The organism is Virgibacillus pantothenticus (assembly GCF_018075365.1).
GTDB classification, from domain to species: Bacteria; Bacillota; Bacilli; order Bacillales; family Amphibacillaceae; genus Virgibacillus; species Virgibacillus pantothenticus.
The window spans coordinates 4,646,679-4,662,460 of the sequence record NZ_CP073011.1 but is presented as its reverse complement, the minus strand read 5'-3'; the positions used below and the strand labels follow the sequence as shown (position 1 = coordinate 4,662,460).

At 36.7% G+C, this 15,782-nt stretch carries 18 protein-coding genes; 4 read left to right on the top strand and 14 right to left on the bottom strand.

Annotated features, from left to right (window positions below):
- Positions 1-196: 196 nt before the first annotated feature.
- Positions 197-346, bottom strand: a complete 150-nt coding sequence (locus KBP50_RS21520; RefSeq protein WP_157858443.1) for a hypothetical protein — start codon at positions 344-346, stop codon at positions 197-199.
- Between the two features lie 231 nt (positions 347-577).
- Here KBP50_RS21520 and KBP50_RS21515 point away from each other — a divergent pair, with 231 nt between their 5' ends.
- Positions 578-1,369, top strand: a complete 792-nt coding sequence (locus KBP50_RS21515) for a hypothetical protein (protein ID WP_050350661.1) — start codon at positions 578-580, stop codon at positions 1,367-1,369.
- Positions 1,370-1,566: 197 nt separating this feature from the next.
- On the opposite strand, the gene KBP50_RS21510 is transcribed toward KBP50_RS21515, so the two are convergent.
- From KBP50_RS21510 to KBP50_RS21485, 7 genes are all read right to left on the bottom strand, one after another.
- Positions 1,567-2,346 carry an ISL3 family transposase gene (locus tag KBP50_RS21510; protein ID WP_175609405.1) on the bottom strand — a complete coding sequence of 260 codons (780 nt, stop codon included), beginning with the start codon at positions 2,344-2,346 and terminating at the stop codon, positions 1,567-1,569.
- Positions 2,347-2,445: 99 nt separating this feature from the next.
- Entirely contained in the window at positions 2,446-3,153 is a 708-nt protein-coding gene (locus tag KBP50_RS21505) for a CPBP family intramembrane glutamic endopeptidase (protein WP_050350662.1), read from the bottom strand.
- A gap of 5 nt (positions 3,154-3,158) precedes the next feature.
- The gene (locus KBP50_RS21500) at positions 3,159-3,521 is read right to left on the bottom strand and encodes a MarR family winged helix-turn-helix transcriptional regulator (protein ID WP_236691369.1); all 363 of its coding nucleotides are present in this window, start codon (positions 3,519-3,521) and stop codon (positions 3,159-3,161) included.
- Positions 3,469-3,603 carry a hypothetical protein gene (locus tag KBP50_RS22615; protein ID WP_280528726.1) on the bottom strand — a complete coding sequence of 45 codons (135 nt, stop codon included), beginning with the start codon at positions 3,601-3,603 and terminating at the stop codon, positions 3,469-3,471. Before KBP50_RS22615 ends, KBP50_RS21500 begins: the two co-directional genes overlap by 53 nt.
- Positions 3,604-4,402: 799 nt before the next feature.
- Positions 4,403-5,593, bottom strand: a complete 1,191-nt coding sequence (locus tag KBP50_RS21495; protein ID WP_050350663.1) for a coenzyme F420-0:L-glutamate ligase — start codon at positions 5,591-5,593, stop codon at positions 4,403-4,405.
- A 217-nt stretch (positions 5,594-5,810) separates the two neighbouring features.
- Positions 5,811-7,304, bottom strand: a complete 1,494-nt coding sequence (locus KBP50_RS21490; protein ID WP_050350664.1) for an aldehyde dehydrogenase family protein — start codon at positions 7,302-7,304, stop codon at positions 5,811-5,813.
- A 526-nt stretch (positions 7,305-7,830) separates the two neighbouring features.
- The gene (locus KBP50_RS21485; RefSeq protein WP_328219002.1) at positions 7,831-8,196 is read right to left on the bottom strand and encodes a VOC family protein; all 366 of its coding nucleotides are present in this window, start codon (positions 8,194-8,196) and stop codon (positions 7,831-7,833) included.
- 74 nt (positions 8,197-8,270) lie between these two features.
- On the opposite strand from KBP50_RS21485, the gene KBP50_RS22365 reads away from it, so the two are divergent.
- Positions 8,271-8,495, top strand: coding sequence for a helix-turn-helix transcriptional regulator (locus KBP50_RS22365; RefSeq protein ID WP_236691370.1), 225 nt, complete (start codon positions 8,271-8,273; stop codon positions 8,493-8,495).
- Between the two features lie 94 nt (positions 8,496-8,589).
- Positions 8,590-9,081, top strand: coding sequence for a helix-turn-helix transcriptional regulator (locus KBP50_RS22360; RefSeq protein ID WP_236691371.1), 492 nt, complete (start codon positions 8,590-8,592; stop codon positions 9,079-9,081).
- A 1,132-nt stretch (positions 9,082-10,213) separates the two neighbouring features.
- On the opposite strand, the gene KBP50_RS21475 is transcribed toward KBP50_RS22360, so the two are convergent.
- Positions 10,214-10,357: a hypothetical protein gene (locus KBP50_RS21475; protein ID WP_157858444.1), complete on the bottom strand. Its 144-nt coding sequence runs from the start codon at positions 10,355-10,357 to the stop codon at positions 10,214-10,216.
- A gap of 353 nt (positions 10,358-10,710) precedes the next feature.
- Between KBP50_RS21475 and KBP50_RS21470 the strand changes: the two genes are divergently transcribed.
- Positions 10,711-11,766 (top strand): alpha/beta hydrolase fold domain-containing protein, encoded by a 1,056-nt coding sequence (locus KBP50_RS21470; protein ID WP_050350665.1) that lies wholly within the window; start codon positions 10,711-10,713, stop codon positions 11,764-11,766.
- A 451-nt stretch (positions 11,767-12,217) separates the two neighbouring features.
- On the opposite strand, the gene KBP50_RS21465 is transcribed toward KBP50_RS21470, so the two are convergent.
- The 5 genes from KBP50_RS21465 to KBP50_RS21445 all read right to left on the bottom strand — a co-directional run bounded on the left by KBP50_RS21465 (position 12,218) and on the right by KBP50_RS21445 (position 15,514).
- Positions 12,218-12,628: a DUF3021 domain-containing protein gene (locus tag KBP50_RS21465; protein ID WP_050350666.1), complete on the bottom strand. Its 411-nt coding sequence runs from the start codon at positions 12,626-12,628 to the stop codon at positions 12,218-12,220.
- Positions 12,618-13,082, bottom strand: coding sequence for a LytTR family DNA-binding domain-containing protein (locus KBP50_RS21460; RefSeq protein WP_050350667.1), 465 nt, complete (start codon positions 13,080-13,082; stop codon positions 12,618-12,620). Before KBP50_RS21460 ends, KBP50_RS21465 begins: the two co-directional genes overlap by 11 nt.
- 25 nt (positions 13,083-13,107) lie before the next feature.
- Entirely contained in the window at positions 13,108-13,854 is a 747-nt protein-coding gene (locus tag KBP50_RS21455; protein WP_050350668.1) for an ABC transporter permease, read from the bottom strand.
- 23 nt (positions 13,855-13,877) lie between these two features.
- Positions 13,878-14,783, bottom strand: coding sequence for an ABC transporter ATP-binding protein (locus KBP50_RS21450; protein WP_050350669.1), 906 nt, complete (start codon positions 14,781-14,783; stop codon positions 13,878-13,880).
- Between the two features lie 494 nt (positions 14,784-15,277).
- Positions 15,278-15,514 carry an NTF2-like N-terminal transpeptidase domain-containing protein gene (locus KBP50_RS21445; RefSeq protein WP_050350670.1) on the bottom strand — a complete coding sequence of 79 codons (237 nt, stop codon included), beginning with the start codon at positions 15,512-15,514 and terminating at the stop codon, positions 15,278-15,280.
- Between the last annotated feature and the right edge of the window lie 268 nt (positions 15,515-15,782).

Below are 15,782 nucleotides of genomic sequence, written 5' to 3'. Positions count from 1 at the left end.
TAGGCTAAAGAATGCAGCAATAGCTGAGCCTCTTTATTTGTTGTATCCATAATTGGGAAGATTTTCACACAGATAGTAGTTGAAACATTCCATCCGTTTTCCTTTGCTGTGTCAACAATATAATGAACGTGATTGTGCATTAAAATTAACCTCCAATTCGAAAACATCTCATTTTGCTTGTCCTGCTTCCTCCTTCTCATGCAGGAAATCCGTGGAACTGTCTGCCTCCGCGCAAGCTGCTAGCGTAACCAGCGCTATTACCAGCATAAGCAAGAGTAACTTCTGCATGCTTAATCTTTGCAAGACCAAAATCTCTTTCCTTATTAGAATTTAGTATTGACCCCATCTCGAATTAATTTCTAATCACACTTAACAAGATAGAAGATCAGAAATCCAGGTAAGTACCACCTATATTTTGAATGATTGAGCTTGAAAAGCAATATGTTTATGGAACTAGAAGTGTTATATTTGTTGTAAGAAGTTATTTTGGTAACTGAAATACTTTCCAAGAACTGTTTTTTTTTGTAGTCTAAACGTCTTCCATGATAGACACATTAATTTTACGGGGGGTAGTAATTTGAACAAAAGAAATGGATTTACTGTCCAAATAAAAAGGAAAGCAATCATGATCAGCCTATTTATAACGATATGTGGGGTGTTGGTATTGCAAGGTTGCAATAACGCAAATGGAAATGCCAGTAACATTGACATAGCAGCCAAGAAGGTGAGCGATTTGTTTGAAGTGGAAGACGAAGAAACAGTCAAAGAGTGGGAGACAAGTAAAATAAAAGACTCAACAGAACAAGAACAAATTAATGAAGCACAAGAGGCAATTGATGAAATTGATATGAATGCTTTGGATCAGATGGAGGACTATGATAATGCATTTAGTCTTCGTTCTGCTGTCCTTATTGCGCAAGAGCAATTAAGAAAACGGGAAGGTATACGGAAGGCGACTGATAACAGGGCGGAGAACGAACAAATAAAAGAATTCATTCCAGATGAAGATGATGTTGTTTGGAAAAATAATAAACTAAAAAATAAAGATATCCTTGAAGAATTTATGAAAATCGCTGGAGAAAAAGGTAAAAATAATACCAGTGAAATTAGAGTCGTAAAAGATAAAGGCGCACAAGGTGTATTAATTTATGGTTTAAAATCAATGTATGATAAAAATGCTGAACAAAGTTGGATTCGGGTTACGCCAGATGACAGTCACTATATCGCGACAGAAAATGAAGTGCAAGATGTTTTCAATTCGCGCCAGCAATGTGGCTACATGGAAAAAGATGAGCAAGAAGGTTATTATAAGCTGTTTGAATGTCGAACGCATTGGGAATATCGGCTTATTCCAACAGGTAATATCTAACGGCCTTTTATAGAGGAGAAGCGAATAGCTGTTGTAAATGGTTGCAAATATTTAAAATATTTATTTTTAATTTCCAAGTTCGTGGTCTAATTCTACCGCCTTTAGACGGTATCGCTTTTAGCCTTATCTTTAGCTGTCCATACTAAGATATGAGGTGAAAAGTATGGACGGATATAAAAAGAATAGCCATGCAGTTATTAATTTTGGGTAATCGGATAATAGTGTGGAAAAAGGGTCAAAAGGAACCCTCCCTCATTGCTACGCTCTTTGGCGGATACCTTTTGACGATTCGCTTTACGTATCTTTTCCAAGGATTCATTAGCCAATTTGACAAAATGGAATTTATCAATAACGATTTTAGCATGTGGAATCACCATACTAACTGCGTCTTTGTAAGGTCTCCACATATCCATTGCTACAAGTTCAACTTTATCAATGTCTTGAAGTTTTGAAAGATAGTCAATAACCACGGACTTATTACGTTTTCGTAAAATGTCAATCACCGATCTGTTTTCAACATCTGTAACGGCAAAACGGTAGTTTTTTAATAAATGAACTTCATCAAGACCAAGCCATCTTGGAGTTCTGAACTCTGTTTCTGCTTCAAGTTCAACAACATAGTCATTAAAGATGTTACGTACAGTCTTTTCATCAACACCTATGTCGTAAGCAATGCTGGTAAATGTCTTTTCAAGGCTTGCCTGCTGAATCCAGTCTACAAGTCTAACAGTGACGGAACGACTTTCATCAATGTCATGAAGCTCTTCAAAGAAGGTTCCTTCACACTCACGACATTTATATCGTTGTCGCTTAATGGTTAAACCTACACGTTTAGCGTGCATAGGTAAATCAAAGAATAACTGTTCTTTCGTACCATGCTTGTAGAGGTTCGGCACTGTGCCACATTTAGGACAATGCGAAGGAGATGGAGCTGTTGGTACCACCAAAAAACGATAATCGTCCTCGAATTCCTTCATGTCCTTTACTTTGAGATTAGGCAGGTTGAGCAAATCCATCTATACCATTGCCTTGTTTTAACGTCTGGGTGATTTTTTGTTTCTTAGTTTGTTTTACCTTTATTTACTATGCAACTTAACATATTCACGATTTTGAATTGGCCACCATATTAAATGGAAAAGCATGTGGACAAATATAGCTGCTAATAATCCCCCTTGGATGAAGGCTACCCCAGCGAAAAAACCAACCCAAATGTTACCAATAATCGTATACACATACATAAGAGGTTTTGGTTGCGAGGCAACAAGTTTAATAGATGGTAAATGAACAACGGCAAATAAGACACTTGAAATGGAAATTGCAAACAATGTACTAACACGATCACCCATACTCATTAATTGAAACAACCAAATAAATAAGCTAAGCAAGCCCCATCGAAACATAACTTCTTCTACAACTCCGCCATAAAATACACGACTTAAAATACCTGTATTTACATAATGTGTTTCAATTTCCATATAATCTGTTTTTGTCAATCTTGGCACTAAATACATATAATAAAACAACAAATGGCTAAGAGAACAGATAACACCTAGACCTAAACCATATAATAGAATTTGACTAATTTCTATTTGTTGAACAACATGAATCTTAGGAACAAAATAAGCACCCATCGCTGAAAATACAAGTGCTGTTAAGCCATGTGCAATTAATCGTTGCCCATCTGTCACATCATCCTCTTTTATATGTATTTTTTCCGACTGATACATAAAATAAATGCCTGGTATACAAATGGTAAAAACAATAACTAAATAAATCCAATTCATGGGGACTACTCTCCTTTTGCTTTCATTTGTTCTTCCAAAATGACCTTATAGATCTTGTTCACTGCCTGTTCCAATTGACTAATTACTTCGTCATCTAGTTTAGCATAGTATGTTGATACAATTTGCTCATCTACTTTTGCATATAATTCATAAAGTTCTTTACCCATCAAGCCAAGTGTTACGACGATTTCACGTCTTGAGTTAGGATTAATGGATCGCTCGATATAATGCTCTTTCTCTAATTTACTTAACAACTGGCTAACTGCACTTGTAGTCACATTCATCTTTTCAGTCAGTTCACTGACTGTTAATGTATTATGCTGCTGGACATGCTCGATAATTAAAGACTGCTTTGGTGTTAATTTCAAGCACTTCATCGTAGTGATGTAACAATGCGTAGTTTATTTGATCTAATGTTTGAAAAATCCCATTCATTCGCTTTTCTAGCATAAAACCCCTCACTTTATTTAGTTGTATAAACATTTTAGGTATCTAAAGCATTCATTATAAGAATACTATAACTAAATACACCATTAATGCAAACGCATAGAAGTAAATTTTATGCACTATCCTATTTGAGCTCCAAATAGGAATGCTGGTTTTACCATAAACTTTTGATACACAAAATAAGTGTCAGCATAATAAACATTACTATACACTGAAATTAACAAAAGGGAGTGATCTTTCAATCTAACTTCCAAGCCTTTTCACCTGAATATAGATTTCCAATTTATTAATAAAAATTCAAACCTTGGAATAAGCTGTCAAATAGTTAATCCACAAAAAGGCTTTTTTTAAGACAATCCAAGAAACTGAATATATATAGTAGCTACATTTATATGACGGAACGTGATAAGTGCATATTAATGTATTCCCACACTACTATCCGATTACCCTTAATTTTTACATTAAAGGTTGTAGCGAACAATGATTTGAGTAGTTCCCCTATGTATTTTAAATGTGTGTTGGTGAAGCTAAATTTTAATAGCATATGTAGGGTCCTTTACCCTAAATTCAGAACTATTTCTTACTTTTACCTGTTTGGCTACATGTTTTTTGGTGTTAAATACCATATTAATGCTTTTAGGGGGGCAACCAAATCGGATAATTGTAACGAAAATTGAATCCGCTTTACATGTTTTGTTCCCCCAGACAGAAATAGCGTCACACTTAAACGAAATCTATCGTTTTGAAAGGAAAGATAATGAAACCAGACACCAACAAAAATCGCTGGTGCCTGGCTTCTTACTTACTTCGTATAATTATCAAAATATCCTTGGATATAAATAATCGGTGTACCTTTATCGCCACTACCTGAGGTTAAGTCAGATAAGGAGCCAATAAGATCAGTAAGCTTTCTTGGCGTTGTTCCTTGTGTTTCCATGGACCCTACAAGATCTTCACCTTTATTTTCAATATAGTTGTTAATCGCTTCCTCAAGTTCCTTTCCTTTTAAGTCAGCAAAGTTATTATCAGCAAGGTACTTTAATTTCACTTCGTTTGGTGTGCCTTCAAGACCAGATGTATAAGCTGGTGAAACTACAGGGTCAGCAAGCTCCCAGATTTTCCCCACAGGGTCTTTAAATGCACCATCGCCGTATACCATCACTTCTACATTATTTCCAGTCTTTTCCTTAAGCATCTGTTGGATTTTATCTACAACAGGCTGACAATTTCTAGGGAAAAGCTTAACTGTATTCTCTGTGGATTTATTAGAACCTAAAAGGCCGTAAGCTTCATTATAACCACTGCCATCAATAGATTTGGTTAAGATGTCATCCAAACTGTAAACTTTTTCTGCCCCGTTCGCCGTTAAAATTCTTTTCGTTCTGAATCGTGAATGAATATCACAGCTGAGTACATTTTTCGTGTAGTCTAGGATCGTTTTTGGATCATTGGCGAAAATAACTTCACATTCAATCCCATATTCTTTCACAATGGATTTATAGTAATCAATATAGTCAATACCAGTAAACGTATGCTTTTGATGGCCAAAAAGGTCACGGAATTGTTTTTCTGTTAACACATCTGTCCAAGGGTTAACGCCTTTTTCATCCAGCGTATCAAGATCTACTAAATGATTTCCCACTTCATCAGATGGATAGTTTAGCATCAGCACAATTTTTTTAGCGCCTTTCGCAATACCACGGAGACAAATTGCGAAACGATTCCGACTTAAAATGGGAAATATAACCCCAATTGTTTCTTCACCAAATTTGGCTTGGACGTCCGCAGCGATATGATCGATCGAAGCGTAATTGCCTTGAGCACGCGCTACGACTGATTCTGTAACAGTAACGATATCCTTATCATTTATTTGAAAGCCTTCCACCTCGGAAGCTTTTAATACACTATTTACCACAATGTCTTCAATTTTGTCACCTTGATTAATAATGGGGCAACGAAGACCTCTGACAACTGTTCCGACTACTCTTTCCAAATTAATCGCTCCTAACCATGCTAAAAATAAAACACTTCTACTAGTAATATACATGAATAAAGGGCAATAAGTAAAACAAATGTATCAAATATTGATTAAAAAACGAATGATTTTACGAATTTATGTCAGAACGATCGTATATTAATAATTCCTCTCCACGTAAAAAAGCCGTGTCTTATAAGCTAGCATTGCTTATAAACACAGCTCTTTAAAATGATTAATAGAGTCCGTCTTTTTCCTCTTTCATACTGATGAAAATATTTTTTGTTTGGGTATAAGCATCGAGAATACTTTTATATGTCTCACGACCAATACCCGATTTTTTATAACCACCAAATGGTGCACCGGCAGAGAAGTTCGTATACTGGTTCACCCACATACGGCCTGTTTCTACTTTACGGGATACACGCAAAGCCGTGTTTAGATCCTTTGTCCATACTCCGCCGCCAAGCCCGTATTCGGATTCATTTGCTAAGCGAATGGCTTCTTCTTCTGTCTTAAATTTAATCACCGTAGCGACAGGTCCAAAGATCTCTTCTTGTGAGATACGCATATTGTTATCTGCATCAGCAAGAATAGTTGGTGCCATAAACACACCATTTTCCAGACCGTTCTCTTTGATTTGATAACCACCTGTGATTAATTTAGCGCCTTCCTTTTGCCCGATTTCAACATATTGTAAAATTTTATCCAACTGTTTTTGATTGATTTGTGCACCCATTTGTACGCCATCTTCCCAAGGGAGGCCAACCTTAATATTTTCGAACGCTGCTTTTAATTCGCTGACAAACTTATCATAGATACCCTCTTGAACAAAAATACGCGATCCAGCACTACATACTTGTCCTTGGTTAAATAAAATACCTAATTGAGCACCTTCAATTGCTCTTTCCCAAGGAGCATCATTAAAGAAAATATTTGCCGATTTTCCACCTAGCTCTAATGTAGCTGGAACTAAACGATCAGCGGCTGCTTTTGCTACGGTATAACCAACCTCTGTTGAGCCAGTAAAGGCTAGCTTGCTAATGCCCTCATGGTGAAGCATATAATCACCTGAATCAGCACCTCTACCAGTAATGACATTAACTACACCTGGTGGTAATACTTGATCCAATAATTTAGCCAATTCTAATAAGCTAAGGGAAGTAGATGAAGACGGATGAATAATAACTGTATTCCCTGCTGCAATGGCTGGAGCAATCTTCCAAGCAGCCATTAAAATGGGGAAGTTCCATGGTATAATTTGACCTACAACACCAATTGGTTCTTTTAAAGTTAATGTTAATGTATCATCATCTAATTCTTTGGCAGTTCCTTCTTCAGAACGAATAACGCCAGCGAAATAGCGGAAATGGTCAGCACATAACGGAACATCAGCCCCACGTGATTCTCGGATCGGTTTACCATTATCTAGTGTTTCTACCATTGCTAGATGATCTGCGTTTTCGTCGATCAAATCAGCAATTTTTAGTAGTAATTTGCTTCTTTCTTCAACGCCAACGGTTTTCCATGATTGAAATGCCTTTGTCGCTGCTTCCACTGCCATATCGACATCAGCATGTGTCGCATCAATCACTTCAGAGAGTTTTTCACCAGTACTAGGATTGTAGCTAGCTATTTTTCTGCCTTCCGTGCCTTCTACCCATTGACCGCCAATATATAGCTTGTACGATGGATCAATGAGCTGCGCTGTATTCACTTTGCTGTTCATGACTCCTTACTCCCTCTCTTTTTCTAAAATATTTACTTATACTGTATATTTTACTTGGTGATGAAACTGTTTACAATAAAATAGCTTATAGCTCAGAATTTCTGTAGAAGAGGAGTTTTTAGTTTATCTCGTATAAGGTGCTGTAGGATTCTCGAGGCAATATTTCAATCATTCATCCATTGTTATGTAGATTCCCCTCTAGTTTTGGGCAATAAGTACTGTCCCTGATGAATATCTTGATGTTGTGCTCTACTATAGATAAATATTCTAAATCTATCACATCAATACTTCTAATTGAAAGGCTTCTACGATAACAGAAAAAAACAAACTCTAAAAATCCCCCAATTAGGAGCTTCAGAGTTTGTTTGGAAATGCTGTCTTATTGCGTATTCCAATAAAATATTGACGAGGTCCCAACTCTAATAGTACAAATTTAATTTACGAAACTATCAAGGAATTTACTTGCCTCACTATTAAATTTCCACATTACATCAAATTTATCGATTAACATTCCAAAGCTTGCTGACTATGGCGTAGAAGATAACGGCATGATCACAGTGCAGCCTTCTGAAAGCTTTTCAAAACTTTGTTTATTCATTTCTGGACCAGCATCGATGATACTAATTAAGACGGTATTCCCCTTTGTGACTTCATCTGTCACAGCTTCCATAGAAGGTAGAACATCAGAGATCATTAATGTATTTCCTGAAAACTCAATACGAGATTCCATGATCATGTTTTGTTCTTCTTCCGTTATTGGAGCATTTGGGTTATGACCAAAATCCCCAAATTTAACCTTTTTTACGCTTGTTGCCTGTAATGCCTTTTCATAAAAGCCTAATGCTTTTTCTGCCTTTCCAGCAAATTGTACATATGCTATTGCTTCCATCATTTATTACCTCCTCTTGGTAATTGAAGTATAATAGAACATAGACGACAACAGTATGTCGTATATGGGAGGAAAATATGAAAAAAATTGAGCGACTTATCTCAATAGTTATGATCCTACTACAAAAGGAAGTTGTTTCGGCGTCAGAATTTAGTCGGCTTTTTAATGTAACGAAACGAACGATTCAACGTGATATGGAAACATTAAGTTATGCAAACATCCCTATTTATGCGAAGTATGGTGCTGAAGGAGGGCACGCGCTAATGGAAGAGTATAAGTTCGATAAGCGGCTATTAAAATAGTCAAGATATTGAAAATATACTCGTAGCTTTAGGCAGGTTTGAGCAACTGATTACGAATCAAGAAATTCAAACTACGGTTCAAAAAATTAACGGAATGACCAGTGCAAATATTGCTCCTAAACTTGATTTAACCTTTTATGATTGGCCAGGAAGAAGTCAAATCAAAGAAGATATAATTGAGCATAACTGGTTGTTAAATTTTGAATATGTGGATCAAAAAGGAAACAAGACGTATAGAGTTGTAGAACCTTATAAAGTACATTTAAGGGAGATGCATTGGTATCTTTTTGCATATAGTTTAGAACGGGAAGACTATCGAACGTTTAAATTGACAAGAATATTAAATATCCAAAAAGGCGGTTCTTTTCTCTCAAGGGCTGATAAAGAATGTAGGGAAGTAAAACAACACAACGATCAACAAAATTTGGTTAGTGTACAGCTATTGTTAGATGTTGCTGTAAGAGATCAATTTATTGAGAGATACGGGAAAAATCTCGTTAAAAAAGTGTCGACAAGAGATTACCTTGCGACAATTGAATTGCCTGAGAACCGATTTTCTTTCCAATTTTTTAGCAGGATTCGGTAATAAAGTTAAAATTATAACGCCTAAAGGTTTTATTACGAATTATGTAAACTTTTTGAAGGAAACAGTTGAGCTTTACAATTAACATGTTCATAGGATGGCTACAAGAGAGGATGTAATGGTAGCAAACGTTCCATTCCCTTACTCCATAATTGATTCGTCGACCATTGTCTTTCCACTGACCGTTTTTTGTTACTCTACTACTTGCATAGTGATTCTTTAATCATAAAATGAATTCTGTTAAATCTTTTATGGTTATGACTTTAAAATCGGCTATTTTGTCGAGAACAACTTGAATTGTCGCTAAGACTTTGGGCGAAAGCTATCTTTTTCATATAATAAAGCCTAAAATTTTATACTTTTATAATACAAAAAAGTAATCATCCCAAGCCTTGCAAGCATTAGGTGATTACTTTTTTTCTAATGTGAGCTGCCCCTTCCCCCTTCAAGGTTACTGAATGAACTATTTGGTGTTGCTGCCCAGGTAGTTATATTTATTAACTTTTTAATTATAGCTTACTCGAATTTTAAAAAAATGAAAAATGCAGTTGTTACAGTCGTAGAAGGGCAACATCATGTGATTAGCTACCACCTTATATCCGCAAATATTACCTTATACATTCTTCTCGCGCATGGCGGAGGAATTTTTATTTACATAAACGAGCGCAAAGTCTTGTTTACTAATCTATTAGTTATTAAAAAACCCTATATTAATACCTGTTAACCTGTGCAAGAAATCAACTTCCACCATCCAGTCTCTCTCCAGCATTTCATGGATATCAATGATCCTTTTTTTATAAAGATAAGAAACCAGCATGGCTCGCCTAGAGCACAAGCCACCATCTATCATGAAAAAACTTTTGCTTTAATGTTTAGATTCTTAAAATACTGTCTAAAATAAATGAGTTAGATAAGTTAAATAGAGTTGTTTTTTCATACAAAAGTATAAAATGAGGTGCTTGGAGATAACGAAATAACTGAATAGCCACGTCCGGCTTCAGCGCCCAGCAACTAGGCGACTTCACGAAACCGCCCTACGATAAGTCATCATCGGTTCGTCGCTAAGGGGAAGGCCGACTAAACACGGGCTTGCCGCTCAGGCGTCGGCATACCCCTGGTTGCAGGGGCATGATTCCTAAATCTTTAGTTGATTCGTTCCATTCGCTACGTTGCTAAACGGGCGCCCTGCGCCTTTGTTCACAATTAAATCTATAATCGTTTTAACCTTTTGTGGTTTTTGTATCGGAAAGACGTCATCTAATGGTTCTTGTTTTAACAAGTGAAAAAGGAAAGCCTCTGGAAATCTAATAGGTAAGACATATACGAAGGAGACGCCTAGCTAGGTAAGCGTTTTACCCTATTGATTTGTTAAAGTAGGCGACTTACGATATGCTTGGAAAAAGGCAGTTTTTCTAAAACCAGTGCTATGCAGTGGCTTAGAAAGAAAACAGCTATAAAACGTAAATTTACTTTTTTAAAACCTTGTTTTGTTTACCAAAGCGAAGACAGGGAATCTTTATTGGTGTGATCCCTTTAAGTTTATATCAACAATCGTCTTTATTACAGACGATTTTTTCAAGTGTTTCCTAATATAAAGACCACATATAAGATAAATACGAAAGGAAGGTCATCATGCATTTATCTAATCATTCATTGATGAAAAGTATAGAAACAGCTGATACGCGAATGCGAGTGAAACTTGTTCCAGGAAAGGACGAGTCAGGTTATCTAGACCCAAAAACACTTGCAGAGCTAAGTATGACTGAAGATAGATCGTCTTCAGAAACCATAAGTGAACCTACGGTAGAAATGATGCGCGCTGGAATTGGGTGGCAAAATGCTAAAGATATTACAACCCATGAGCTCGTAGTGGAAGATAAAGAATTTGAGGGTATTCCTGTTCGAACATATGAGAGAAAAGATGTAGTGAATGAAGTGTTACCTGCTATTGTGTTTTATCATGGAGGCGGATTTTTTGGCGGTTCATTAGACACTGTTGATTTACCGTGTAGACGCTTAGCGGATTTGGCTGGGATACGAGTTTTTTCCGTGGAGTATGGTTTAGCACCAGAGCACCCCTATCCGGAAGCTGTTATCAATGCACATAAAATGGTAGTCTATATCCATCATCATCACGAGGAATTAAAAGTAAATGTAAATCACCTGAATGTAATGGGAGATTCGGCTGGTGGAAACTTAACGTATGTCGTTTCTTTATTAGACAGGCTATATGGAACGAACTATATTAAGAATGCTGTTTCCGTTTACCCAGTAGTTTATCAAGGAAAGAACGAAGAGCAATTGAAACGTTTTTATGATTTATCTGCAATTAAAGTACATGAGCATGAGGAGCTGGTGCATCAACATATAAAAGGATTTATGGATTTCTTTTATTTTATTGATCGCTGGTATATTCAAGATGCGGACCCCGAGAGCTGGATGATTTCACCGTATAATGTGGAAGGAGATTTACTGAAAAACATGCCACGAACCTTATATATTGCTGGTGAATATGACGCTTTACGTCTTCAGGGAGATGCTTTTTATGAGCAGGCTAAAAAAGCAGGTACAGATATTTATTGTTTACGCTACAACGGGATGATTCACTCATTTATGGATAAGGTTGGCGACTACGTACAAGCAGACGACTGTTTAAAAGAGTCTGTACAGTTTATATTAGATTCATAATCATTTGTCATGAAGCTAATAATAAAACATAAATGATTAAGAATTAGAGACAGACGGTTTAAAGATATGCTTTTAGTGTAAGATGACGTGACTTATGCTCTAAATATGACAACCAGCGTTCCTAGGCGCTGGTTGTAGTTTGAGACATATAGTGTATCACCCGCTTTTTCCGGCAGCTAAAGGGTGTATGAATAATTCGCTTTATCTCGCATACAAGGTGTAAGATTTTCACTTCTAGAATTGAAGATCCATATACGGCAACAAGTAAAAGGATCTAAATGCCCGATTTGCATAGAGGCCTAAAAATCAGCGGGGGTGAAAGAAAGTCTCCACTGATTGAAGATACACTTGTTATCTCTTTCCATACAAGCGCTAACCAAATAGCCGTTAAGAGCTAAAGCTTTAAAGCGCTTTACTGCCTTAGAAGCATTTCTAAGCCCCTTTCCCCCTTTTACTTATTTTTTTGCAAGGTATCGTTTAGAGAGGACTCAACTCTCTTATAATAAAGTGTGTATCCAAACCAAAACAACGCATAAACAATCGTAAAGCCCATAATCGTAACTAAAATTGCTTTCCAATGGAAAGGAACCCAGTGTAGAGAAAGCGCAAAGGTAAAGTAGATAGTTATAGATAAACTGTAGTGTACTAAGGTTTTCTTTAGAGGGCTCCAACTTTCCAGCTCAAAAATAAAGGAGGCTAGACCGTAGTAAATACCAAGGGCAAGACTTGCTAACGTATAAAGCCATATCTGAAAGATAGGGAGTGTTACGTTTAATATCATCAGAATCGTTAAGGCGGTAAAGACTGCTATCGCCCCATAAGCGATTCCGTATATCATTCGGCGCAAAATTTTAGCTATCATGACGAAGTCCTCCCGACGTCAGTTTCTCTTTGACGCTTGTCACATATTTACGTGTAATATATTCTTTATTTCCTGAGGAAAAGTAAACACAGAGGTTTCCATTAAAGGAGAGCTCAAACCGTTGAATACGATTTACATTACCAATCACCGATTTAGAAAAACGAATGAAATGACTGTTAGCAAGCGTCTCCTCTACTTCATACAATTTCATTTTAATTTCCAATCGTCGTCCATTTTCAAGTGCTGCGTAAACTTTCCTTTTTTCTGAATAAATATAATCAATCGTTTCCGGATCTAAGACGACTGTTTGCTCTTCCTCCACGCCAAATAACCGTTTCGGCTTTTCTTTTTTAATCAAAGCGACAAGCTGCTGCAGTTCATCTGTCCACTCATTCGTTTGAATAATAATGGAAGTCTCCTCATATTGATCGTCGATATCGATTTTTACTTTCATTATATTCCTCCCACTAATGAACCAATTAATGCTTCGCGCGTTTTAAAAAGCTTGGGTAGGCAAAGAATGCAATGATGAAACCAACCGCACCGAATGTGAGTAAAATGAGACTAGCGATAAAGAAATCATTGTAAGCCAATGTTCCGACCATCGTTTCTTGAAATGCGTTATGTGCCCAATATTGAGGCGTTAGTTTTCCAACCTTTTGGAAAAATGATGGCATCGCTTCCAAGGGCATCCAAAGCCCGCCTAATAATGCGCCACCTAAAGCAATGACTTGTGTAACCGCGACGCCCATATTGCTAGTACGGATAAGTAAGGATAACGCTAGCCCAAGCCCTGTAATGCAGATAGTTAGGATAAGTGCTAACATACCGAGCAATAAAGGTTGTTCTATTGGAATATTATAAACGACTTTTCCAAAAGTGAGCAATACCATAATTTGAGTAAACACAATCACTACATATGGTGACCATTTTCCAAACAGATAAGCGTATGGAGAAAGGGGGGTACTTGCAAGTCGTGCCACCATTCCTTTGTCACGGTCTTCAATAAATGAAAATCCCATCGAGATCATTATGAAAAACACAAACATCACTACATATCCGGGTACAATGGATATAATCACATACTCCTTATCGGCACCTTCTGTCCCAGCGGTAAAAATTGAAATAAATAAAACAGTAAAAATGATTGGCAGCAGAAATGTCCAAAAGTAAAGTCCTTTATCCTGTGCATTTTTCATCAGTTCCATTTGCAAAATAGATCTCATAACTATTCCCTCCTCATCTTGTTTTAAGCGCGAAGCTCCGTTCCAGTAAGCTTGAAAAATATATCCTCTAACGTTGGATAGGTAAGCTCAAATTGCTTTAACACCAGCTTTTTTTCTCTACATGCGCGCAGCAGTTCCTCCATTGTCCACATAGGATTAGCCGTTGTTAGCTTATAGCCATTTTTATATGGTTGTACATGATCTGATAATTGGTGGAGATCAGCAAGCAATCTTTCACTATTTTGACAGGCGAAAAAGATGGCAGGTACAGCATATTTTTCGATTAAGCTATTGATTGTGTCATGTTCGATTATTTTTCCTTGATCAATAAATGCTACTTCATCACAAATTTTATTTACTTCCTCTATATAGTGACTAGAATAAATAATGGTACGATTTTCTTCCTTCATTTGCTTAATCATGTCTAAAATATAATGTCTTGATTGTGGATCAATGCCGACTGTTGGCTCATCCATAATAATGAATTGTGGCTCATGCATCAGTGCACATCCTATATTTAAACGGCGTTTCATACCACCTGAAAAAGTTTTCACTTTATCTTTTTGTCGCTCGCTCAACCCGATATAGCGCAGTACTTTCTTTGCTTGCTTTTGTAACGCTTTGCCACGTAATTGATATATCCTGCCAAAGAAATATAGGTTTTGGATGGCGGAGACATTTTCTTCTAAACAAATATCCTGAGGAACATATCCAATGGTGCGTTTCTGATCGGTATTGGATGTGCCTGTGAAGATAATCTTACCTTCGTATGCTTGAACAATATGAACAATAATTTTCAAAAGCGTTGATTTCCCTGCTCCATTAGGACCAACTAAGCCTAAGCAAGCCCCCTTGTTAAGCTTCAGGGAAATCTCGTTTAAAGCCGTCGTTTTTCCGTATTTTTTACTGACATTGTTTATCACTAACATCACAAACACCGCCTTTATTAGATGCCTTTAGCATAAAATAAAAGGTTGGATAGGAAGGGAAATCCTACGTAACATTACTCTTTTTATGTACAACATGCAGTAATCGATGTTCCACGATTGAAAACTTCTCGAAGGAGCACACAAGTTGTCAGTTCATAGTACATTTTCATTTATGGATTGTACCTTTTTCTAATTATCTGCTTTCATTTTCATATGGTTCATTTCTAGTAAGGCTATATTTAATGGTTCTCCTTTTATTTTTATCTACCGTTCAGATAGAAATATTGCCATGAAAAAACAGCTGCCAGAACCTAAAAACTCTAACAAATCAAAAACATCATGTATGGGATAACAGTCTTTTGATAAAGGAAGGAGAGTGTCCATAAGATGGTGGAAAAGACAGAGGGTTATTAGTTACAATCAAATTATCTGTTAGGTAGGGGGGATAATATTCTGTATTATATTAATTGCTGTTTTAAAAATAAGGTTCTAAGTCAAATGTTGATGTGGGTGATGTACGAATAACGCTGTAAGGTGTCCATTTTTAGACGGTATCTAAAAGCTTTCGCCTCAGACTCATCATCCGCTTGTTCGTCTTTTATTGCTTCTACCTTCAAGGCTTTAGCTTCTATACCCTGATAAATTTTCTTATATCGCTTAACAAACTGCCATTTTGACACTTTTTCTTTTGTTGCTTGATCCAGCTGCTGATACATTCCCTCGAAGTCCATCTGCTCTCAGCTTGTTAAATATGCTTGATATATATTCTCAGGGTCATCTGATTGGAAGCAGCCCGAAGTACCTAAAAGAAGTAAACTAATCAAGACTGCGCGAAGCCATATTCGTTTCACCGCTATCATCTCCTAACCTAGATTAAAAAAGTACGTAGTAATTAAAAGTCGATTGACTACAAATGTAATCCTATAGGGTACACGAAATTACTAAAAAAATGCAGTAACTCTTTGTTGACTACAATCATAATTCTGTACTACAATTGTA

Excerpts from the sequence above, each read along its gene's own strand:
- KBP50_RS21520 (WP_157858443.1), bottom strand. The coding sequence starts at position 346 with ATGGGGTCAATACTAAATTCTAATAAGGAAAGAGATTTTGGTCTTGCA.
- KBP50_RS21510 (WP_175609405.1), bottom strand. The coding sequence starts at position 2,346 with ATGAAGGAATTCGAGGACGATTATCGTTTTTTGGTGGTACCAACAGCT.
- KBP50_RS21505 (WP_050350662.1), bottom strand. The coding sequence starts at position 3,153 with ATGAATTGGATTTATTTAGTTATTGTTTTTACCATTTGTATACCAGGC.
- KBP50_RS22615 (WP_280528726.1), bottom strand. The coding sequence starts at position 3,603 with ATGCTAGAAAAGCGAATGAATGGGATTTTTCAAACATTAGATCAAATA.
- KBP50_RS21490 (WP_050350664.1), bottom strand. The coding sequence starts at position 7,304 with ATGAACAGCAAAGTGAATACAGCGCAGCTCATTGATCCATCGTACAAG.
- KBP50_RS21485 (WP_328219002.1), bottom strand. The coding sequence starts at position 8,196 with ATGATGGAAGCAATAGCATATGTACAATTTGCTGGAAAGGCAGAAAAA.
- KBP50_RS22365 (WP_236691370.1), top strand. The coding sequence starts at position 8,271 with ATGAAAAAAATTGAGCGACTTATCTCAATAGTTATGATCCTACTACAA.
- KBP50_RS22360 (WP_236691371.1), top strand. The coding sequence starts at position 8,590 with ATGACCAGTGCAAATATTGCTCCTAAACTTGATTTAACCTTTTATGAT.
- KBP50_RS21470 (WP_050350665.1), top strand. The coding sequence starts at position 10,711 with ATGCATTTATCTAATCATTCATTGATGAAAAGTATAGAAACAGCTGAT.
- KBP50_RS21465 (WP_050350666.1), bottom strand. The coding sequence starts at position 12,628 with ATGATAGCTAAAATTTTGCGCCGAATGATATACGGAATCGCTTATGGG.
- KBP50_RS21460 (WP_050350667.1), bottom strand. The coding sequence starts at position 13,082 with ATGAAAGTAAAAATCGATATCGACGATCAATATGAGGAGACTTCCATT.
- KBP50_RS21455 (WP_050350668.1), bottom strand. The coding sequence starts at position 13,854 with ATGAGATCTATTTTGCAAATGGAACTGATGAAAAATGCACAGGATAAA.
- KBP50_RS21450 (WP_050350669.1), bottom strand. The coding sequence starts at position 14,783 with ATGTTAGTGATAAACAATGTCAGTAAAAAATACGGAAAAACGACGGCT.
- KBP50_RS21445 (WP_050350670.1), bottom strand. The coding sequence starts at position 15,514 with ATGGACTTCGAGGGAATGTATCAGCAGCTGGATCAAGCAACAAAAGAA.